Source organism: Amycolatopsis anabasis, from assembly GCF_009765355.1.
Lineage (GTDB): Bacteria > Actinomycetota > Actinomycetes > Mycobacteriales > Pseudonocardiaceae > Amycolatopsis > Amycolatopsis anabasis.
This window is the reverse complement of the sequence record NZ_VTHK01000022.1, coordinates 1-20,384: the sequence shown is the minus strand read 5'-3', so window position 1 is coordinate 20,384 and position 20,384 is coordinate 1. Positions and strand designations below refer to the sequence as shown.

The following is a 20,384-nucleotide window of genomic DNA, read 5'->3' as shown; positions in this document are numbered from 1 at the left end:
TTGGTCCGAAAGCGCTAAATTCGCTCGGTCAGTTCCCCCAATCGTGTCTCCACCGGGACGTGACGGTGACTGGTCCGTGTCGACGGATCGAAGGAGATGCTCCACCTGTTCACCGGTCGCGACTTCACCAGGAACGTCATCGTGTTGTCGGTGGCGCTCGGGATCCGGTGGAACTCGCTGGCCAGCAGCACCCCCGAATGCCCGGTGTGGCAGACCGTCTCCCGGCGCAGGTCGACCGAGGTGATCAATCCGTTGTCCGGGTCCACCGTCGCGTTGTACCGCTCCTGCCGGTAGCTGCCGTGCAGCATGGTCGTGCAGAAGTGATACCGGTGGTTGTGAATGGAATCGGCGTAACCCTGCCGCCAATCCCGCTGCGGCTTGTACTCGTGCAGCCAGAAGGAGAACTCGTCGTCCTCCCGGTCCAGCAGGCACCAGGCGAAATGCGTGGTCGTCTCCCGAGACCGGCCGATCACCTCGGCCTCGTGCTCGGGGGACAGGCCACGCAGATGATCACGCAGCCGGGCGCGCAGCCCGGGCCGTCTCGCCCAGCGCCGGAAGGTTTCGTGCACCGAATACCAGTGATCGGCGAGGGGGTACTCGGCTTTCCTGATCTCCTCGGCGAGGTCGTCGAGCGCGGAGGTGTGCGTGATGAGCACGAATATCAACTCTCCAGTTCGGCAGCGTCCGAGAACTCCCGGCGGAAGGCGTGGAACTTCCCTTCCAGTTCCTGGTACCGCTGCACGGTCAACATGGTCCCCGTGATCTTGTGGAACAGGGCGATGAACTCGTTCGTGGTGGTGTCCGGGGTGATCTGGAAATGCCGTGCGGTGCGCGCGCGGCACACCCGGAGGAAATCGGCGCGTTCCATGTTGTAGATGAACGAGCCCTCGGAGAAGCGCAGCGTTCGGGGGAAGAGGGTGTTCGAGCCGCCGACGTCGCTGAACAGGTGGATCCAGACGCTTTCGTCGAACATTTCCAGCCGGTCCAGCGGCGGGTCGGCGACCACGCTGATGTCGACCCGGTTGCACCGGCTGCGGGCCAGGAAGAGGCCGACGAGACCGATCGAGATCTCGCTGTGCAGGCGCTCCAGGATCGTGTCGTGGTCCGCTCCGGCGTCTTCCTGCCGCAGGAGGTACCGGGCGCGCCCGCTGATCGTGGTGCTGTCCTTGGGATCGGCGATGACCGTGCGCAGTTCCCATTCGGCGTGGGAGAGCAGCAGCCGCGCGGCGGCGTGCCGGGCGGAGAAGCCGCGGAAGAAGAACTGCCGGCTCGCCCGCAGATCCCGCATCATCAGGCGGTTGAACGCGGGATTCGGCTCGGTCGTGGCTTCGAAGACGTGGGTCGGGAAGAACTCCTTGTTCAGCGAGCGGTATTCGGCGCTGAGGTCCTCCAGCGCGCGCCTGCTCTCCTCGATCACCGGGGCGACGAGCGCGCGCTGCGAGGCGGTGGCCGTGATCAGCGTCTGGCCGAAGGTGACGATCGCGGAAATGAGTGTCCCGGTGCCCAGTGCGGTGACGAGATTCTTGCCGGTGCCCGCGTCCATCGAACTGGCGATCAGCAGGGACGACCCGGAAATCACGACCAGCACGAGCAGAAGCAAACCGGTTCTGGTCCAGAAGAGCTCCTGGAGAAGGTTACCGCGGTGCCCCCTGGCGCCCGCCGACACAAGGGCCACCTCCCTGGATCACGCGCGAAGATCGAATACTGAGCGTGCTGGATTGAGTGCGGGTTGTCACTTTACGCGCGTGTCAGCTTGCGGGAAATAAGGAATTCGGGGGAAAGTACCCACCCATTTGCGACTCCGGACAGTTGCCGAGAGGCCCAGTTTCGCACTAGCGGCGACGACGCCTACGCCGAGGGGGTGTCGTCGAGTCGGGCTCGGTGTCCTCGGACGATTCGGTTTCCGGATCTTCGGTGGACGGCGGGGTGAGGCCCAGCATTTCGGCGGCGAGTTGTTGGGAGCTGGCGAACAACCCGCCCGGTTGCTCCCGGGCGCGCCGCAACGCGGCCGGGCGGAGCCGGCTGTAGCCGCGCACCGCGATCGGCCGGCGCACCCGCAGTTCGTAGCCCGGCTCGCCGTCGAGTTCGGTCGCGAGTTCCCGGTCGACCAGGATCGTGCCCGGCCGCGCCACCGAGGTCAGCCGGCTGGCCAGGTTCACCACCGATCCGTAGACGTCGCCGAACCGGTTCAGCACCCGCCCGGCCGCCAGCCCGCCCCGCACCGCGGGCAGATCCTTGTCGGCGTCGGTCCGTTCGGTCAGCGTCAGCGCGATCTCGGCCGCGTCGACCGCGGTGTCGGCGACGAACAGCACCTCGTCCCCGATCATCTTGACCACCCGGCCCCGCCGCTCGGCGATCACCTCGGTGACGACCGCCTCGAACCGGTCGAGCACCTCGCTCAGCTCGGCCTCGTCGATCCGCCTGGTCATCCGCGTGTAGCCGACCATGTCGACGAAGCCCACGCACTGGGCGCGCGTCTCCAGGTCCTCGTCCGGGGCCGCCAGCGCCCGCCCGGCATACGCGGCGAGGTGCCGCCGCCAGACGAAGTTCTGCACCTGCTCCAGTTCGGGCAGGACCGCCTCGACCAGGCGGGCGATCTGCCGCTCGTTCTGCCCGTCGACCGCGTTCTCGGTGATCAGGTTCCACAGCATGTGGACCTGCCATTCGGCCAGCCGGGACAGGTGCTGGCCGAGCACCCGCGTCACCGACAGCTCGAGGTCCGCCGGGACCACCCCGGACCGCACGAGCTGGTCGGCGATCCGGATCGCCTCGATATCGGCGTCGGTGAAGACGACCTCGTCGTCGGAGACCCCGGCGAAGCCGAGCGCCCGCCAGATGCGCCGCGACCGCTCCTCGGGGACGCCGGACTTCGCCGCCACGTCGAGGCGGGTGTACTTGCGCCGGCCGCCGAGCAGGATGCGTTCGAGCCGCTGCTGGAGCGAGTCGTAGGACAGCTCCGGTTCGGGGTCGGTGGACACGGTCTACGTGGTGTGCACGATCAGCACGTCCACGCCGGACTTGCGGGCCACCTCGGACGGCACCGAGCCGAGGATGCGCCCGGCCAGGGTGTTCAGGCCCCGGTTGCCGACCACCAGCAGGTCCGCCGCGCGCTCGTCGACCACCTTGCCCAGCGACTCGACCGGCTCGCCGACCACCGCCACGGTCTCGATCTTGGTGGCGCCGACCCGGGTTGCGCGGTCGCGCGCGCTCTGCAGGGTGTCCTCGGCGGGCGCCGAGCCGACCACCTGGTAGGCCTCGTCGCGCAGGACGTCCTGCGCCTTCTCCACGTCGTGCCGGGACGCGGGGTAGTAGGCGCAGGCGATCACCAGGGTGGCCCCGGAATCGGCGGCCACCGCGGCCGCGCGGTCCACGGCGGCGAATGACGAGTCAGAACCATCGGTACCCACGACCACGGTGTTGTAGGCGGCCATCCGAATCCTCCAGCGAAGGTGAATGTGCTGCGTGCTGTGTTGTGGGAGAAGGTTACTCGCCAGTCGGTTCGCTCGCTCCCGGGCCGCTCTGTTTGACGGTCACCCGCTGCTGAGCCGCCGGTTTCACGGTCGCGCCGCCGCGGGTGACGGCAGGTTTCGGCGCCTTCCCGCCAGCGGCCGCGCGTTCCTCGGGCAGCGGCTCCACGGCCGGTTCGGCCTCGCCGAGCACCGCGGTCGCCTCGCTGAGCACGGACCGGGCCAGTTTCACCTGCTCGGCGATCCCCGCCCGCAGCGTGCGCAGCGCCTCGACCCGGGTCGCCGCCGCGTTGATCCGCCGGTTGGATTCCTCGGTCGCCTCGCGCACCCGGCGGTGGGCCTCGTCGGAGGCCTCGGCCAGGCGGGCGTTCGCCTCGGTGGTCGACTCCTGCTTGCGACGGTTCGCGTCCTCGATCGACTCGCGCCGGCGCCGGTCGATCTCGGCCTTCGCCGCGGCCTCCTCCTCGGCGACCTTGGCGCGGATCGCGGCGGCCTCCTCGGTGGCCTCGCGGACCCGGCGCTCGGCCTCGGCCTTGCTGGTCGCCTCCTGCTCGGCGAGCACCCGCATGGCCTCGGTCCGGCGCGAGGCCATCGCGATCTCGAAGTCCTCCTCGACCTGGGTGCGCCGCTGCTCGGACTCGCGTTCGAGCCGTTCGGCCTCCTGCTTGGCCTTGGTGGTGATGGCCTCGGCCTCGGCTCGCGCGGTCTCCAGCACCGAGCGGTGCTCGGCCTCCATCTCCTTGCGCCGCGCGTCCAGTTCGGTGAGCAGCTGCTCGTAGCGGGCCCGCATCGCGCTGGCGTCGCTTTCGGCCTTCGCCCGGATGTGCCCGGCTTCGGCTTCCGCGCGCGCCCGGGTGTCGGCCGCCTCGTCCTGGGCCAGCCGCAGCATCCGCTGCAGCCGCTCGGACAATCCCTCCAGCGTGGTCGGCGGCTGGGCCAGGCGCTCCACCTGGCCGCGCAGATCGTCGATCTCGATCCGCGAAAGCTCCAGCTGCCGGGCCAGGTCCCCCGCCTGGGAGATGGCGGCGTCCCGGTCGGCGGCCATCATCTTGAGATCGCCGTCCAGCCGTTCCAAGTGCTCGTCGACCTGGGCCCGGTCGTAGCCACGCTTCGCGAGATCGAAACCGGCTCCCAGCGGTACAAGCTCCCGTTCGTCGCCAAGACTCATACGACAGAGCCTAGCCTCAGACTCCTCGGAAGGTGTTGATGCCGTCGATGTGCTGGGCCCGCAGCTCTTCGTCGCGAACGCCGAGCCCTTCCTCGGGCGCCAGGCAGAGCACGCCGACCTTGCCCTGGTGCGCGTTGCGGTGGACGTCCAGCGCCGCTTGCCCGGTCTCGGCCAGCGGATACGTCCTGGACAGCGTGGGGTGGATGAGTCCCTTGGCGATCAACCGGTTCGCCTCCCAGGACTCCCGGTAGTTCGCGAAGTGCGAGCCGATGATCCGCTTGAGGTTCATCCACAGGTACCGGTTGTCGTACTGGTGGACATACCCGGACGTCGACGCGCAGGTGACGATCGTGCCGCCGCGGCGCGCGGCGTAGACCGAGGCGCCGAAGGTCTCGCGGCCGGGGTGCTCGAACACGATGTCCGGATCCTCCCCGCCGGTGAGCTCGCGGATCTTCGCGCCGAAGCGCTGCCATTCCTTCGGGTCCTGGGTGTTCTCGTCCTTCCAGAACCGGTAACCCTCGGCGTTGCGGTCGATGACCAGTTCCGCGCCCAGCTTCCGGCAGATCTCCGCCTTCTCCGGGCTGGACACCACGCACACCGGGATCGCGCCGCCGTTGAGCGCGAACTGGGTGGCATATGAGCCGAGGCCGCCGGAGGCGCCCCAGATCAGCACCACGTCACCCTGTTTCATGTCGGCGCCGTTGCGCGAGACGAGCTGCCGGTACGCGGTCGAGTTGACCAGGCCGGGGGAGGCGGCCTCCTCCCAGGTGAGGTGGCGCGGTTTGGGCATCAGCTGGTTGGCCTTGACCAGCGAGATCTCGGCGAGCCCGCCGAAGTTGGTCTCGAAGCCCCAGATCCGCTGCTCGGAGTCGAGCATGGTGTCGTTGTGCCCGTCCGGGCCTTCCAGTTCGACGTTGAGGCAGTGCGCGACGACCTCGTCACCCGGCTTCCAGGTGTGCACGCCCGGGCCGGTGCGCAGCACCACGCCGGACAGGTCCGAGCCGACCACGTGGTAGGGCAGGTCGTGCCGTTTGGCCAGCGGCGAGAGCTTGCCGTACTTCCGGAGGAACTTGAACGTGGGGATCGGCTCGAAGATCGAGGTCCACACGGTGTTGTAGTTGATCGCGCTGGCCATCACCGCGACCAGGGCCTCGCCGGGACCGAGTTCCGGGGTCGCCACCTCGTCCAGGTGGAGCGATTTGCGGGGGTCCTTCTCCTTGGACGGCAGGCCGGCGAACATCTCGACCTCGTCCGCGCGCACGGTGACCCCGCGGTAGCTCTCCGGTACTGCCAGGGTGCCCACCGCGTCCAGGTTGTCGGAAAGGATGGCTTGCCGGATCTCACTGAGCGCCTTCTGCGGCATTGCGGCCTCCGTGACGTGGGGGTGCGGGCTCGGGAGTCGAAATTACTGGCGAGTAACGAGACGGCACAACTGTACGAGATGGGGAGCATGGTCACATCCCGGAGATGTTTGACCGGCCGGCCAACCAAGGAGGAGAATGAACGGCGAGCCCGCGGGACATCGGGTTCTGCGGGTACTCGTCCCGCATGGAGGTGATCACGATGGCCGAAGTCTCGACCAAACCCTGGACCCGTCCGCATGACTGGGCCGAGGTCGTGCTCGGAGTGGTGGCGCTGTTGTCTCCGTTGTGGCTGGACACCGACAACGCCGCGATGTGGACGATGATCGTCCTGGGCGCTCTCGTCGCCCTCGACGGGCTCGCCTCGCTGGCGATGCCAGGCATGGTCTACGGCGAAGGAATTCAGATCGTCCTCGGCGCACTGCTGTTCATTTCGCCGTGGGTGATGAGCTACACGGACATGACCGGGGCGTCCTGGACGTCCTGGATCATCGGTGCGCTGACCATCGTGGCCGGCGCTGCCGCGCTTCCGGTCGCCAACGCCGCACACGGCCGGATGGCGGGTCAGAGCTAGAGATTCGACGCAGGGTGGGCCCGCACCGGGTTAGAGTGTGGGCCCAGCCAGCGTGTGCAAAAGGGGTTCGTCAGTGGTGCGGTCGACCGGCGACGCGGACGCCTCGGCGCGGGAACGGATTCTCGTGGCCGCCGAGGAGTTGTTCGCGGAATCCGGTTTCGACGGCACGCCCACCTCGCGGATCGCCCAGCGCGCCGGGGTGCCCAAGGGCTTGGTGCACTACTACTTCCGGCGCAAGGCCGATCTGCTGACCGCACTGGTCGAGCGCCTTCCCGACGAACGGGTCGAACCGGCGCGGGTCGTGGTGCCCGGGGACATCGCGGAGAGCCTGCGCCGCCTGGTCTCCGAACTCGACCGCCGGCTCTCGGCGTCGCGCATGCTTTCCCATCTGCTGTGGCGGGAAGCGGACACGCACCGCGCGGTCCGCGAGGCGCTGCAGGACCGGTTCCAGCAACTGGTGCGGCAGGTGCGTTCGGTGATCCTCGCGGCGGGCGCGGGCGGGCTCGCGATCGCCGATGTGGACAGCGCCTCGGGCCTGCTGGCCCTCGCGGTGAGCTACCGGCATTCGGTGGCCCGGCACACCGAGGACGACCGGCCGGACGAGATGGAACGCGAGCTGACCTTCATCGCCCACGCGCTCAGCCGCCCCACTCCCGCCTAGCTCAGGTCACTGCGAGTCGCCGAGGTAGGTGCTGTGCAGGTAGACGGTCGCGGTGGCCGGGCCACGATCGACCAGGACGCGGAACACCGCTCCGGCGGGGGTGCGGAAGTCGAGGTAGTACCCGTATGTCCGCTTCGGATCGGCCACCCAGCCGTACCGGTCCATGAGTTCCCGGGGAAACGGCGGTTCGGTGGGGGAAATCGCCTTCCCGTTCACCGTGCCGGTGACCCCGCTGGGCCAGACGCTGGACGGGTCGGCGGGGTCGACGCCGTGCGCGGTGAGGTAGGAGTCCGCACAAGCGTTCGGCGCGCGGAAACTCAGGTCGAGGTAGTTCCCCTCGCTGGCATCGCGCCGCGTGGCGTAGCGCAGGTCGGTCGTCTCGCACGGCGGCAGGGCGAGCCCGATTCCGGCCATCCGGTCTTCCAGGCGCAGACCGCGCTGGCTGCCGGGATAGGCCCGTGGATCCGCCGGGGTGAACCAGTTGGTGCACCGGCTCAGCCCGAACAGGCACGCTGCGGCCACGATCACGGCGGCGGCGAGCCATCCCGCCCACCGGCGAGTCCGAGACCGTGACCGCATCGCGTTCCTCCCTAGGCTTCGCCGGTCAGCGCTGCGCCACCTGGTCGGTGGTGCCGACGACGCTGCCGTTCACAACGTAATCCCGGGCCAGCCCCCATTTCGGCAACTCGGCCAGCATGGAAACGTTGACCGGAATGATGTCCCAGACCCAGATCGGCGGTTTCCACGGGTCGAAGTTGTACTCCTTGATCATGTCGACCCGGTAGGAACCGGCCAGCCGGACCTTGCCCTCGCCCAGCACGGTGGCGGTCAGTTTCCCGCGGAGCCGGTAATCGAAGGAATGCAACGCCCAGACGTAGTCGGTCTTGTTTAGGTACTCGATGCCGAGCCAGTTGCTGTCCAGTTCGACCGGGCAGGTCGAGCCCGCCGGGCCGGTGCACTTGGCCGCGATCTCCTTGGCGTACTTGGGAAAGCGCGGATTCATGTCGTTCTGGAAGAACTGGTCGTCGACCAGGCCCTGCATCTGCGGCGCGCTGAGGTTGTAGTCCGCCCCGGAATGGCCGAGCCAGTGCTTGAACAGGGTGCACGCGAGGTCGAACTTGGCGCACATGACCGCCTGGACGGAACCGCCCAGCATGGCCAGCGAGTTGATGTAGCGGATGGACCAGATCCGCTCCCACATGGTCGGTTCGTGGTAGGCGGGGTGCCGCGGCTGATCGCTCACGTGGTCGTGGCCGTCCCCGCCGACGCGGATGACCGTGTTCGCCTGCTCCTCCCGCTGCCGGGCCTCCTCTTCCTGCCGCTTCTTCTCCAGCCAGATCCGCCTCGCGTCCGCCGCGGCCTGGGCCGCCTCGGCGGCGTCCCGGCCCGCGGCTTCGGCGGAGGCGCGGGCGCGGGCCGCGGCCGCGTACGCCTCGTCCGCATAGGCCCGGGCCTGCGCCGCCGACGCCGAGGCCCGCGCGGCCGAGTTGGCCGCGTCCCGGGCGTCCTGATGTGCGGCCGCCTCCGCTTCCCGGGCCACCTTGGCCGCCGCCGCGGCGCGGGCGGCCGATTCCTGGGCCTGCTGCGCGGAAACGCCGGCCTGGTTCGCGTATTCCCGGGCCTGGTCGGCCAGTTCGCGAGCCTGCTGCGCGTATCCGGCGGCCTCGTCCGCCGCGTTCCGGGCGATCGCGGCGACCCGGGCGGCTTCGGCCGCGTCCTGGCGCGCGGTCGCCGCGATGCGCGACGCCTCGGCCACGTACCGCCGCACCTCCGCCACGTGCCGGGCGGTGTCCAGATCCCGGTGCTGTGCCTTGAACTGCTCGATCTCGAGGAACTTGCGCAGGTACGGCACCGGTCCGGACAGGGCCACCTGCGCGGCGCCGGCCACCTCCGGCCCGCCGTTGGTCATGATCCGGGTCACCTCGATGCGGTCGTCGTGCTCCCGCGCCGCGTACTGGCCGGTGCGCAGGAAGTACTGCCGGTCGTCGTTGGTCCCGTCGAGAGCGGCGTTCGCGGCCTGCTTCATCGCCGGCCCGGCGTTCGTCAGCAACCGGGCGATCTTGATCCGGTCGTCGTCCTCCTTGCCCTGGTAGTACTGGGTGCGCAGGAATTCCAGAACGACCGGATAGGGGCCGGCGAGTGCGGCCAGGGCCGCCTGGCGCAGTTTCGCGTTGTCGGTTTCGGCGATGTAGGCGACCCGCGCCCGGTCGTCCTGTTCCGCGGCGACCGCGAGTCCGGTGTGGACGAATTCCCGGACGTCCGGTTCGGCGCCGGTGAGCGCGTCCTCCGCGGCGCGCTTGGTCCAGCTGCCCCCGGTGCGCATCAGCCGCGCGGCGACCTTGCGCCCGTTGGACACGACGACCACGGGTGCGGCGTCCGGCGCGCTCGCCTGTGCCAGCAACCGCTTGGTCTCCTCGTCCCGCCGGGCTTCCTCGGCGGCGTCCCAGGCGGTGTCGGCCTTGCGCTGGTCCTCGGCCTGCCGTTCCTCCTCGGCCTTGCGCACGGCGAGGGCGGTCTGCGCGGCGAGCCGATCCGCGTCGGCCTTGCGCGCGGTCTCTTCGACCTGACCGGCCCGGTTCGCCGCGGCGCCCGCCGCGTCGGCGGCCGCGATCGCGGCGGCGGCGTGCGCCGCGGATTCCCGGGCCGCGTTCTCCGCCTCACCGGCGTGCTCGGCCGCCTTGTCCGCCGCCGCGGCCGCGGCATCCGCGTGCGCCGCCGCGTCCAGCGCGGCCTGGCGGGCCTCCGCGGCGGCTTGCGCCGCCTCGCCGGCGAGCGCCACTGCGGCGTTGGCCGCGCGGGTCGATTCGTCCGCCGCGCGCTGGGCGTCCCGGGCGGCGCGCTTGGCCCGCTCGGCTTCCACGCCCGCGGCGTGCGCGTAACCACCGGCCTCGGCGGCCGCCTGGGCGGCCTGCGCGGCATGCACGCCGGCGTTGCTGGCCGCCTGCGCCGCGGCCCCGGCGGCCTTGGCCGCGTCCCCCGCGGCGAGTGCCGCTTCGGCGGCCAGGCGAGCGCCCGCGGCCACATCGCGCGCTTCGACCGCGGCCTGCCGGGCCCGGGCGGCCTGGTTGGCATCCGTCGCGGCCGCGGCGGCCGCCTGGTAGGCGCGCGCCGCCGCCTCCCCGGCCAGTGCCGCCGCGGTCGCCGCCCGCGCGGCCGCGTTCGCCGCGACGCGGGCGGCCCGGTTCGCCGCGTTGGCCGCGTCGATGGCCACCCGCGCGGCCTCCGCCGCCCGGTTGGCCGCGTCGGCCGCCCGGCCCGCGGCGGCCGCGGCGCGCCCGGCGGATTCCTTCGCCAAGGCGGTTTCCTCGGCGGCGCGCTGCGCGGCCTCCTTGGCCAGCTGCGCCGCGAGGATCGCGCGGTCCGAGGCTTCCCGGGCGAACTGGGTCTCCGCGGCCGCCCGCGCGCCCGCTTCCTTGGCCAGATCGACCAGGTGCGAAACGGTCGCCACTTCCTGATCGCGTTCGCGGGCCACGTGCTGGCCGATCTCCAGGAACTCCCGGCGATCGTCGGCGGAACCGTCGAGCGCGAGCTGGGCGGCCTGTTTCACGTTGGGGCCGCCGGCGGTCATGATCTGCGCGACCTGGAGCCGTTCGTCGTGCTCCCGCGCCTCGTACTGGCCGGTGCCGAGGAAGTTCGCGACGTCGGCGTCGGTGCCGTTGAGCGCCGTCTGGGCGGCCTGCTTCACCTTCGGCCCGCCGGCGCCCATGATCTGCGCGGTGAGGATCCGCTGGTCGTGCAGCCAGGGCGTCTGCCAGCCGTCCTTCAGGAAGGCCCGCAGGTTCTCCAGCGAACCGGAGATGGCCTGCTGCGCGGCCTGCTTCACGCTGGGCCCGCCGAGGGTGAGCATCTGCGCGACCTGCAGGCGGTCGTCGTGCTCGCGGGCCACCTGCTGGCCGGTCTGCAGGAACTCGCGAACGTCGTCGTCGGATCCGGTCAGCGCGGTCTCGGCGGCCTTGGCCACCGCGGTGCCACCGGTCTTCATCAGCTCGACGGCACGAGCCCGGTCGCTCGTGGTCACCCCGTCCGCGGCGGTGGCCGCGGGTACGCCGGACAACAACCCGGCCATGACGACGAGCGCGGCGGCGGCCGCGGTCACGGCACGCCCCCTGCCCCCGCCGATCGGTCTTCTTCGCATCCTCGATCGCTTCCCCTCAGGAATTAACCAACGGATTGGTGGAATACCAGGTGAAGAACTGTCAGAAGTCGATTCGGAACTGCCCCGATCGAGATTCGTACCGCAGTTCGATCAGGTTGAACAAGTATTGAACGATCTTTGACCCGTTCGGTGCAGTCCGTGCGATTTCTCCCGATTTTCCGGCTGGGGAATGGTGCTCCTTTCGGCGTAATGCCCGCGACTGAGCTGTTCGGAGCAACCGGTTTTGTCCAATGGTGAGCATTGACGCCGAATCGGTTTGCTGGCTAGCCTTTTCCTGCGCGAGAAGGCGCGACTGGGGTGAAACTCGCTGGGGGCTCATGCGCGACTCTGGTTGAGGTCGGGGTGTCCCGGTGCTTGTTCGGCATGAGTAGAAAAAGAGGTGAGGTGCCCGTGCGGGTGCTTTCTCGGCTATTGGTTCTCGGCATCGCGGGCGGTGCCGTATTCGGTTTCGGAAACGCGGTCGCTTTCGCCGATGATCCGCCGCCGATCGAAGAGGAATACGACTACCCCAACGCGGACCAGATATTCAAGGAACGCGGCATTCTCTTGAAGAAGGGGGACGGTCACATCCTGCTCGTCGAGTGCGCCGGCCGCACCGACGTGGTGCAGGTGCAGAGCAGCAGCAAGGGCAAGTTCTGCTTCCACATCAACGCGAACACCGGCTACCTGAGCCTGGAGTTGCCGGACACCTACCTCCTCAAGGGCGACGGCAAGCATTCCCTGCAGGCGACCGTGCGCATCGAGGCGAAGGTCGAAACCCGGACCGTGCCGAAGACCGAATGGATCGGCGTCGGTGAGGGCGAAGGCCGCCCCGCCGCCACGCTGCTGGAATTCCGGGCGGCGGCATGATCAGGAAGATGGGCGGCCTGTTCCTCGGCGTGCTCGCGGCCACCCTGCTGTGCACCGCCCCGGCCCACGCCGTCGCCGGCGGCAGCCCGGCGCCCGACGGCGCCCACCGGTTCGTCGCCAAGATCGACATGGCGGGGCGCAGCTGCTCCGGCGCGCTGATCGATCCGCAGTGGGTCATCACCACGAGCAGCTGCTTCGCCGAGAACGGGCAGCCGGTCACCGCCGGCCCGCCGAAGCGCCCGGCCAGGGTGACCGTCGGGCGGACCGTCCTCTCCCGCGAGGACGGGCACGTTCTCCCGGCCGTTTACCTGGCCCCGCGGGCCGACCGCAACCTCGTCCTGGTCTGGCTCGGTTCGGCCGTCAACGACGTGCCGCCGCTGCGGATCAGCGACCGGGCGCCGGCGCAGGGCGAGGTCCTGCGGGCCGCCGGATTCGGGCGCACCAAGACCGAATGGGTGCCCGACCGGCTGCAGACCGCGACCTTCTCGGTGAACGCGGTCAAGGACACCGCGTTCGACATCGTCGGGGAAAGCCCGCGCGACGCCGCCCTGTGCCAAGGGGACTCCGGCGGTCCCGCGTTCCGGGAGCTCGCGGGGGGCGGGGTCGAACTGGTCGGCCTGCACAGCGCCTCCTGGCAGAACGGCTGCCTCGGGTCGGCCGAGACGCGGCAGGGCGCGACCGAGACCCGGCTCGACGGGATCCGGGACTGGCTCGAGGAGATGCTGATCGGTTTCGCGGCGACCCCCGCGCGCAAGCACGCGATCAACCTGACCTGGATCCCGGTCTGGTCCCGCGGGGACAAGACGTTCCGGGTCTACGGGTCGACTTCGCCGGACGTGCCGCTGACCCAGGCGAACCTGCTGGGGACCACCGCGAACCCCTGGTTCACGCACGGATCCCTGCCCGCGCGCCAGACCTGGTACTACCGCGTGGTCGCGGTGAACGCCGCCGGACAGGACGCCAAACCGTCGCTCGTCCAGCGGGCCACGGTCCGGGTGAGCACGGGAACCGATTTCAACGGCGACGCCAAGGACGACGTCGGTTCGTACTTCTTCGGCATCGGTGGCCAGACCATCGCGTACTCGACCGGCAGCGGCTTCGCCAACGCGGCCGCGGCCGCCGCCAAGGGGAAGCGGGTGGCGGCGATGTCGAGCTGGGACGAGCTGCTCAGCGGCGACTTCAACGGGGACGGCAAGGCCGATCTGGTGTCGTTCAGCGCGAGCGACTCGAAGAGCGTGGAGGTCGCCCTGTCCACCGGATCCGGTTTCGCCGCGGAAACGTTGTGGCACGGTAACTTCCCGACGTCCTACCAGTACACCGCGGTCGGTGACTTCAACGGGGACGGCAAGGACGACATCGCCCGGTTCACCCGCGGGGACGCCGGCCGGGTCTACGTCTCCCTGTCCGACGGCACGAAGTTCGTGCAGACCGACTGGCAGTGGCACGGGCATTTCGCCCTGGGCGAGGAAATCCCCGCGATCGGGGACTTCAACGGGGACGGCAAGGACGACATCGCGACCTTCATCCGGGGCGGCTCCGGCCAGGTGTACGTCTCGCTGTCCAACGGTTCCCAGTTCGTCGAGGACGGCTGGCTGTGGCGCAGCGGGTTCGCGCTGGGCGAGTCGCTTCCCTCGACCGGCGACTTCGACGGCGACGGGAAGGACGACATCGTCGCCTTCTCCTGGGACTCCGCCGCGGTGGTGACCGTCGCGCGGTCCACCGGGACGAGCTTCGAACCGGGGAACTCCAGGTGGCACTCGCACTTCGCGCTGGGCGGCGAGATCCCCGGCACCGGTGATTTCGACGGGGACGGCCGGAGTGACGTGGTCACGTTCACCCGCGGGGACTCGGCCGACGTGTACGTGTCCCTTTCGGACGGCAAGCGGTTCGTGCAGGACGGCTGGAAGTGGCACGACAACTTCGCCGGCGGTGGCTACCCCGAACCGCTGCCGCGCGCGTACCGGTAGTTCACCGCGGTGCCCCGCTCGGTGCGGGCGGGGCACCGCCGGTGCGCTCAGTCGGCGGCGGGTTCCACGATCTCCAGGAGCACGCCGCCGGTGCTCTTCGGGTGCACGAAGTTGGCCTTCGAGTTCTCCGTGCCCGGTTTCGGGTTTTCGTAGAGCACCTGGAGGTTCTTGGCCCGCAGCTGGTCCGAGGCGGCCTGGGCGTCGGTGACGCGCAGCGCGAGCTGCTGGATGCCCGGGCCCTTGCGCTCGAGGAACTTGCCGATCGGGGTGTCCGGGCCCAGCGGCGCCAGCAGCTGGATCGCGGTGCCGGTGCCGTCGTCACCGGGTACGCGCATCATCGCTTCGCGGGTGCCCTGCTCTTCGTTCGTCTCGACGTGGGCGAGCTCCAGGCCGAACGTGTCGCGGTAGAACTCGATCGCCGCGTCCAGGTCCGGCACCGCCACGCCGACGTGGTCGATGGCCGTGGCGAGTCGATGCGCTTTCTCGTTCATGCCGGGCAGGGTAAGCAGAAGTTGCCGGATCGCACCCGCTGCGGAATCGTTGCAGCACGCGGTTGTGCTCCTACTCACAGGTAATATCGGTTCTCCTCGGCCACTATGGTCGTGGTGTCGTCTGACCGCGCTTGGAGGCTGTTGTGTCGGGTTCGGTGATCTTGGGTGCCGCGCGTACCCCGATCGGTCGTCTGCTGGGATCGTTGAAGGACTTTTCCGGGGCCCAGCTCGGCGGGGTCGCCATCAAGGCCGCACTGGAACGGGCCGGGGTGGCGCCGGACCAGGTGCAGTACACCATCATGGGCCAGGTGCTCACCGCGGGCGCGGGCCAGATCCCGGCGCGCCAGGCCGCGGTCCACGCCGGCATCCCGATGGACATCCCGGCGCTGACCATCAACAAGGTGTGCCTCTCCGGGCTGGACGCGATCGCGCTCGCCGACCAGCTGATCCGGGCGGGCGAGTTCGACCTGGTCGTCGCCGGCGGCCAGGAGTCGATGACCCAGGCGCCGCACCTGCTGCCGAAGTCGCGGTCCGGGTTCAAGTACGGCGACACCACGCTGGTCGACCACATGGCCTACGACGGCCTGTTCTGCGCGTTCGACCAGGTGGCGATGGGCGCCTCCACGGAGAAGTACAACAGCCGCTACGGGCTGACCCGCGAACAGCAGGACGAGTTCTCCGCCCGTTCGCACCAGCGCGCGGCCGCGGCGATCGCGGCCGGGACCTTCGCCGACGAGATCGCGCCGGTGGAGATCCCGCAGCGGAAGAAGGACCCGATCGTCTTCGACACCGACGAGGGCGTGCGCGGCGACACCACCGCCGAGGGGCTGGCCAAGCTGCGCCCGGCGTTCGCCGCGGACGGCACGATCACCGCCGGGTCGGCCTCGCAGATCTCCGACGGCGCCGCGGCGGTCGTGGTCGCCAGCAAGGCGAAGGCCGAGGAACTGGGCCTGACCCCGCTGGCCGAGATCGGCGCGCACGGCGTGGTGTCCGGGCCCGACGCGAGCCTGCACGAGCAGCCGTCCAACGCGATCAAGGCGGCCCTGGCCAAGGCGAAGCTGGAGGTCGGCGCGCTCGACCTGATCGAGATCAACGAGGCGTTCGCGGCGGTCGGCCTGGTCTCCACCGACAAGCTCGGCGTGGACCCGGAGAAGGTCAACGTCAACGGCGGCGCGATCGCGCTCGGGCACCCCATCGGCGCCTCCGGGGCGCGGCTCGCCGTGCACCTGGTGTACGAGCTCCGCCGCCGGGGCGGTGGCCTCGGCGCGGCCGCGCTGTGCGGTGGCGGCGGTCAGGGTGACGCGCTGTTGCTCAGCGTCCCGAAGTCCTAGTGCCGGTCCAGGTCGATGTCGGTGAGCTGGTCGATCGCGCGCGGGAGGGACAGCCTCGCGCGATCGCCCGGCTCATCTCGCTGGTCGAGGACGCCCACCCGCAGCTGCGCGAGGTCGCCGAGGCGCTGACCCCGCACACCGGCAACGCGCAGGTCATCGGGCTCACCGGGCCGCCGGGTGTCGGCAAGTCGACATCGACCTCCATGCTGCTTTCCGCGCTGCGCGAGGAGGGCAAGCGGATCGGCGTGCTGGCCATCGATCCGTCGTCGCCCTTCACCGGCGGCGCCCTGCTCGGCGACCGCATCCGGATGAGCGAACACGCCACCGACACCGGGGTGTTCATCCGGTCGATGGCCACCCGCGGTCATCTCGGCGGGCTCGCCTGGGCCACCCCGCAGGCGGTCCGGGTGCTGGACGCGGCCGGGTTCGACGTGGTGCTCGTCGAGACCGTCGGGGTTGGACAGTCCGAAGTGGACGTCGTACGGCTGGCCGACACGACCGTCGTGCTGCTCGCCCCGGGGATGGGCGACGGCATCCAGGCGGCGAAGGCCGGGGTGCTGGAAATCGCCGACGTGTTCGTGGTGAACAAGGCCGACCGGGACGGCGCGGAGACCACCGTGCGCGAGCTCAAGCAGATGATCTCGTTCGGGCGCAAGGAGATTCGCGGGCCGAGCTGGCGCCAGCCGATCGTGCGCACGGTCGCGGCGGCGAACGAGGGCGTGGGCGACGTCGTGCGGGCGCTGCGGGAGCACCGGGAATGGCTGGACGCGCGCGGCGAACTCGCGCGGCGCCGGATCGCGCGGGCGAGCAGCGAGGTCGAGGCGATCGCCGTGGCGCGGCTGCGGGCCGAACTGGTCGATCTGCGCGGCGGGGACCGGCTGCCCGAACTCGCCCGCCGGGTGGTCGACCGCGAACTCGATCCCTATGCCGCCGCCGAAACCCTGATCGCCGACCTCCGCGGGTAGCCGGTCTGCGCGCCGGTCGGAGGCCGGTGCACGGCGATAGCAAGGGACCTTTACTACGGTTCAACTGGAGTAAAGCTCCCTCGCTATCGATAGACCGGAGCGAAGCTCCCTTCCTGCCGCCCGTCCGTCTGGAGACCGGGAGCCCGGAAGTGGCGGCGCTTTCGGGGTCAGCGGTCGGCTTCGCGGAGGGTTTTCAGGAGGGCTTCGATCGCCGGGCCGAAGGCGTGCTTGGCCGGGGTCGCGTAGCCGATGACCAGGCCCGGCGGGCGGTCGGGCGCGCGGATCCAGTAGTCGCCGAGCGGTTCGAAGGCCACCGAGTTCCGCCGCGCCGACGCCATCACCTGCGCTTCGCTGGGACCGAATCCGGGCAGCATGAGCAGTGCCTGCAAACCGGCCGGGATGCCCTTCGGCGTGAGGTACCCGGGCAGCGCGGCCAGCAACCGGTCCCGGCGGGCGCGGTACGCGCTCCGGCACCGGCGCACCTGCCGGTCGTACTCGCCGGATTCCAGGAACTCGGCGAGCACCAGGTGTTCCAGCGTCGGCGGCCGCCAGCCGGTGGACGCGAGTTTCGCGCGGACCGGTTCCACGAGCGACCGGGGCAGGACGAGCCAGCCGACGCGCATCGCGGGCGCGAGCGTTTTGCTCGCCGTGCCGACGTACACGATCCGTTCGGGCGCGAGCGCCTGCAACGCGCCGACCTGCTGGCCGTCGAACCGGAACTCGCCGTCGTAGTCGTCCTCGATCACGATCGTGCCCTGCTCGGTCGCCAGGCGCGCGAGTGCCGTCCGGCGGTCCGGCGCGAGCGTGACGCCGATCGGGTACTGGTGCGCCGCGGTCACCACCACCGCCGGACTGTCTACTTCGGACACCCGGATGCCGTGGTCGTCCACGGGAATACCGGGGATCCGGTGCCCGGCGTCGGCCACCAGCCGCCGGAACTGCGGCAGCGACGGATCCTCGAACGCGATTTCCCCGACGCCGAGGTCGCGCAGCACCGCGGACAGCAATGCGATGCCGTGCGAGAACCCGCCGCACACCACGATCCGCTCCGGATCGGCGAGCACACCCCGGCTGCGCGCGAGGTACCGGGCGAGCGCCTCGCGCAGCACCACCGGCCCGCGGGCGTCGGAGTAGCCGAAGACCTGGGCCGGTGCGTCCTGCAGCACCCGGCGGGTCGCCGACAGCCACGCGCCGCGCGGGAACGCCGACACGTCCGGCCGGCCGGGCATCAGGTCCCAGCGCGCCTCGGGTGCGTCCGCGCGCAGCCGGGGCGGCGAGATCGGCGCGGCGCCCGCGGTGGCGACCCGGGTCGGGGCGCCCTGGCTGGTCCGCAGGTAGCCCTCGGCGGCCAGGTCCGCGTAGACCCGGGTGACGGTTCCCCTTGCCACGTCGAGGTCCTTGGCCAGCGCCCGGGTGGACGGCACCGCCGTGCCGGGCGCGAGCCGGCCGTCCCGGATCGCCTGCCGGATGGCCTCGGCGAGGCCCCGGCTGCCGCTGCTCGGCTGCCAGTCGAGGTGCACGTCCCAGCTCGAACTGGACCATGACTCCGCCATGAAACTGGACCATACCCGTGGGCCAGTTGCGGTTAGCTTGGTGTTGTGACCGATCGAATTCAAATCACCGCGGGCATTCCACGGGCCCGCAAACTGCTGATCGCCCTGTATACCGAGGTCGCCCGGTCCGCCACCGAAGCCGGGCTGGACCCCAAGCTGGTCGAACTGACCAAGATCCGGGTGTCGCAGATCAACGGGTGCGCCTACTGCACCGACCAGCACTCGCGCGACGCGCGCGAACTCGGCGAGGACGAGCGGCGCATCTTCCTGCTCCCGGCGTGGCGGGAGACCGAGCTCTACACCGAGCAGGAGCGCGCCGCGCTGGCGCTGGCCGAGGCGATGACCAGGGTGGCGGATGTCCAGGACGTGCCCGACGAGGTCTACCTGCAGGCCACCAAGGCGCTGACCGAGGACCAGTACCTCGCCACCGCCTGGATGGCGGCCGTGATGAACGCCTTCACCCGGCTGGGCGTGACCAGCCACAAACCGCTACCGGAGAAAGTGAGCGCATGAGCAAGCGAATTCCGTTGACCACGTCGTTGCCTGAGGCGTACCAGCAACTGCTGGCCCTCAACACGAGCGTCGAGAAGGCGGCGGCGAACGCGGGCCTGGACCCGAAACTGGTCGAACTCGTCAAGATTCGCGCCTCGCAGTTGAACGGCTGCGCGTTCTGCCTCGACATGCACACCCACGACACGCTCAAACAAGGCGAGGACGAGCGGCGCATCTTCGTGCTCCCGGCGTGGCGGGAGACCGAGCTCTACACCGAGCAGGAGCGTGCCGCGCTGGCGCTGACCGAGGCGATCACCAAGCTCGCGGCCACCCAGGACGTGCCGGACGACGTCTACGAAGCGGCCATGGCGGTGTTCACCGAGGAGCAGGTGGTGACCGTGGTGTGGGCGGCGACCGTGATCAACGCGTTCAACCGGCTGTCGGTCACCGCGCGCAAACCCCTGCCGAAGGTCAAGCGATGACCGCGGCGAAGCTTCGCGAACTCCAGGTGCCCGGCAAGCCGCTGGTGCTGCCGAACGCCTGGGACGCCGACTCCGCGCGGCAGATCGAGGCGGCGGGTTTCCCGGCGCTGGCCACGACTTCCTACGCCGTCGCCGAGGTGCTCGGCTACCGGGACGGGGAGGATGCCCCGGCCGGGGAGATGATCGCCGCGTCCGCCCGGATCGCCCGGTCGGTGTCGATTCCGGTCAGCATGGACGCGGAGGCGGGGTACGGGCTACCGGCGACGGAACTCGCCGATCGGCTGCTCGACGCCGGCGTCGTCGGCTGCAACCTCGAGGACAAGCCGCCGAGCGGGTTGCGGCCGATCGCGGAACAGGCCGGGTACCTGGCCGCCGTCCGGCAGGCCGCCGGGGACGATCTGGTGATCAACGCCCGGGTGGACGTGTTCCTCGATGCCGAGGACCCGGCCGCGGTGCTGCCCGAGGCGATCGAACGGGCCAAGGCGTACCTGGACGCCGGGGCGGACTCGGTGTTCCCGATCTTCCTGCGCTCGACCGAACTCCTCGCCTCCTTCGTCGAGGCGGTGCGCCCGGCCGCGGTGGCGGCGCTGTACGTACCGGGCGGCCCCGACCTCGACGAGCTGACGAAACTGGGGGTGGCGAGGATTTCCTTCGGCGGCGGCCTCTGGCGGGTCGCCCGCTCGGCGGTGGAAGAAAAGCTCGCCGCCCTGGCCGAAGGTCGGACCCCCTATTGACCCGGGGCAGGCCGATGTCATGAGGGGACCCCTCCAGACAGATTTTGTCTGGAGGGGTCCCCTCATGGAAGTGGGGTCAGTGGGTGGTGGCTTTTTCGGCTCCGGCTCCGGTGAGGGAGCGGACTTCCATTTC

At 70.3% G+C, this 20,384-nt stretch carries 19 protein-coding genes; 9 read left to right on the top strand and 10 right to left on the bottom strand.

Annotated features, from left to right (window positions below; genetic code table 11):
- Positions 1–14 precede the first annotated feature (14 nt).
- The 6 genes from FXO23_RS26690 to ccrA all read right to left on the bottom strand — a co-directional run bounded on the left by FXO23_RS26690 (position 15) and on the right by ccrA (position 5,998).
- A complete protein-coding gene (locus FXO23_RS26690; RefSeq protein ID WP_158888189.1) occupies positions 15–656 on the bottom strand; it encodes a hypothetical protein in 642 nt (213 codons plus the stop codon).
- A gap of 5 nt (positions 657–661) precedes the next feature.
- Positions 662–1,600: a hypothetical protein gene (locus tag FXO23_RS26685; protein WP_246257855.1), complete on the bottom strand. Its 939-nt coding sequence runs from the start codon at positions 1,598–1,600 to the stop codon at positions 662–664.
- Between the two features lie 232 nt (positions 1,601–1,832).
- Entirely contained in the window at positions 1,833–2,978 is a 1,146-nt protein-coding gene (locus tag FXO23_RS26680) for an adenylate/guanylate cyclase domain-containing protein (RefSeq protein ID WP_246257853.1), read from the bottom strand.
- A 3-nt stretch (positions 2,979–2,981) separates the two neighbouring features.
- A complete protein-coding gene (locus tag FXO23_RS26675) occupies positions 2,982–3,431 on the bottom strand; it encodes a universal stress protein (RefSeq protein WP_158888187.1) in 450 nt (149 codons plus the stop codon).
- A gap of 52 nt (positions 3,432–3,483) precedes the next feature.
- The gene (locus FXO23_RS26670) at positions 3,484–4,635 is read right to left on the bottom strand and encodes a coiled-coil domain-containing protein (RefSeq protein ID WP_158888186.1); all 1,152 of its coding nucleotides are present in this window, start codon (positions 4,633–4,635) and stop codon (positions 3,484–3,486) included.
- A gap of 16 nt (positions 4,636–4,651) precedes the next feature.
- Entirely contained in the window at positions 4,652–5,998 is a 1,347-nt protein-coding gene (gene ccrA / locus FXO23_RS26665; RefSeq protein ID WP_158888185.1) for a crotonyl-CoA carboxylase/reductase, read from the bottom strand.
- Between the two features lie 200 nt (positions 5,999–6,198).
- Between ccrA and FXO23_RS26660 the strand changes: the two genes are divergently transcribed.
- On the top strand, positions 6,199–6,570 hold the full coding sequence (locus FXO23_RS26660) for an SPW repeat protein (RefSeq protein ID WP_158888184.1): 372 nt from the start codon (positions 6,199–6,201) through the stop codon (positions 6,568–6,570).
- 73 nt (positions 6,571–6,643) lie between these two features.
- Positions 6,644–7,231 carry a TetR/AcrR family transcriptional regulator gene (locus FXO23_RS26655; RefSeq protein WP_246257851.1) on the top strand — a complete coding sequence of 196 codons (588 nt, stop codon included), beginning with the start codon at positions 6,644–6,646 and terminating at the stop codon, positions 7,229–7,231.
- 6 nt (positions 7,232–7,237) lie between these two features.
- Here FXO23_RS26655 and FXO23_RS26650 read toward each other — a convergent pair whose 3' ends face one another.
- Positions 7,238–7,810: a hypothetical protein gene (locus FXO23_RS26650; protein WP_158888183.1), complete on the bottom strand. Its 573-nt coding sequence runs from the start codon at positions 7,808–7,810 to the stop codon at positions 7,238–7,240.
- A gap of 25 nt (positions 7,811–7,835) precedes the next feature.
- Positions 7,836–11,327 (bottom strand): ALF repeat-containing protein, encoded by a 3,492-nt coding sequence (locus tag FXO23_RS26645; protein ID WP_158888182.1) that lies wholly within the window; start codon positions 11,325–11,327, stop codon positions 7,836–7,838.
- A gap of 444 nt (positions 11,328–11,771) precedes the next feature.
- On the opposite strand from FXO23_RS26645, the gene FXO23_RS26640 reads away from it, so the two are divergent.
- Together FXO23_RS26640 and FXO23_RS26635 are read left to right on the top strand one after the other, a co-directional pair.
- On the top strand, positions 11,772–12,236 hold the full coding sequence (locus tag FXO23_RS26640) for a hypothetical protein (protein WP_158888181.1): 465 nt from the start codon (positions 11,772–11,774) through the stop codon (positions 12,234–12,236).
- The gene (locus FXO23_RS26635; protein WP_158888180.1) at positions 12,233–14,203 is read left to right on the top strand and encodes an FG-GAP-like repeat-containing protein; all 1,971 of its coding nucleotides are present in this window, start codon (positions 12,233–12,235) and stop codon (positions 14,201–14,203) included. The genes FXO23_RS26640 and FXO23_RS26635 overlap by 4 nt, the downstream gene beginning before the upstream one ends.
- 47 nt (positions 14,204–14,250) lie before the next feature.
- Here the strand turns inward: FXO23_RS26635 and mce are convergent, their stop codons facing one another.
- Positions 14,251–14,694, bottom strand: coding sequence for a methylmalonyl-CoA epimerase (gene mce / locus FXO23_RS26630; protein WP_158888179.1), 444 nt, complete (start codon positions 14,692–14,694; stop codon positions 14,251–14,253).
- 143 nt (positions 14,695–14,837) lie between these two features.
- On the opposite strand from mce, the gene FXO23_RS26625 reads away from it, so the two are divergent.
- The gene (locus FXO23_RS26625) at positions 14,838–16,025 is read left to right on the top strand and encodes an acetyl-CoA C-acetyltransferase (RefSeq protein WP_158888178.1); all 1,188 of its coding nucleotides are present in this window, start codon (positions 14,838–14,840) and stop codon (positions 16,023–16,025) included.
- Positions 16,025–16,990 carry a methylmalonyl Co-A mutase-associated GTPase MeaB gene (gene meaB, locus FXO23_RS26620; protein ID WP_158888177.1) on the top strand — a complete coding sequence of 322 codons (966 nt, stop codon included), beginning with the start codon at positions 16,025–16,027 and terminating at the stop codon, positions 16,988–16,990. The genes FXO23_RS26625 and meaB overlap by 1 nt, the downstream gene beginning before the upstream one ends.
- Before the next feature lie 167 nt (positions 16,991–17,157).
- On the opposite strand, the gene pdxR is transcribed toward meaB, so the two are convergent.
- The gene (gene pdxR, locus FXO23_RS26615) at positions 17,158–18,543 is read right to left on the bottom strand and encodes a MocR-like pyridoxine biosynthesis transcription factor PdxR (RefSeq protein ID WP_158888176.1); all 1,386 of its coding nucleotides are present in this window, start codon (positions 18,541–18,543) and stop codon (positions 17,158–17,160) included.
- Positions 18,544–18,588: 45 nt separating this feature from the next.
- Here pdxR and FXO23_RS26610 point away from each other — a divergent pair, with 45 nt between their 5' ends.
- Genes FXO23_RS26610 through FXO23_RS26600 form a run of 3 tightly spaced genes read left to right on the top strand, consistent with a single transcriptional unit; the run spans position 18,589 to position 20,251 of the window.
- Entirely contained in the window at positions 18,589–19,056 is a 468-nt protein-coding gene (locus FXO23_RS26610; RefSeq protein WP_158888175.1) for a carboxymuconolactone decarboxylase family protein, read from the top strand.
- The gene (locus FXO23_RS26605; protein WP_158888174.1) at positions 19,053–19,517 is read left to right on the top strand and encodes a carboxymuconolactone decarboxylase family protein; all 465 of its coding nucleotides are present in this window, start codon (positions 19,053–19,055) and stop codon (positions 19,515–19,517) included. The genes FXO23_RS26610 and FXO23_RS26605 overlap by 4 nt, the downstream gene beginning before the upstream one ends.
- The gene (locus FXO23_RS26600; RefSeq protein ID WP_158888173.1) at positions 19,514–20,251 is read left to right on the top strand and encodes an isocitrate lyase/PEP mutase family protein; all 738 of its coding nucleotides are present in this window, start codon (positions 19,514–19,516) and stop codon (positions 20,249–20,251) included. The genes FXO23_RS26605 and FXO23_RS26600 overlap by 4 nt, the downstream gene beginning before the upstream one ends.
- The last annotated feature ends 133 nt before the right edge of the window (positions 20,252–20,384 follow it).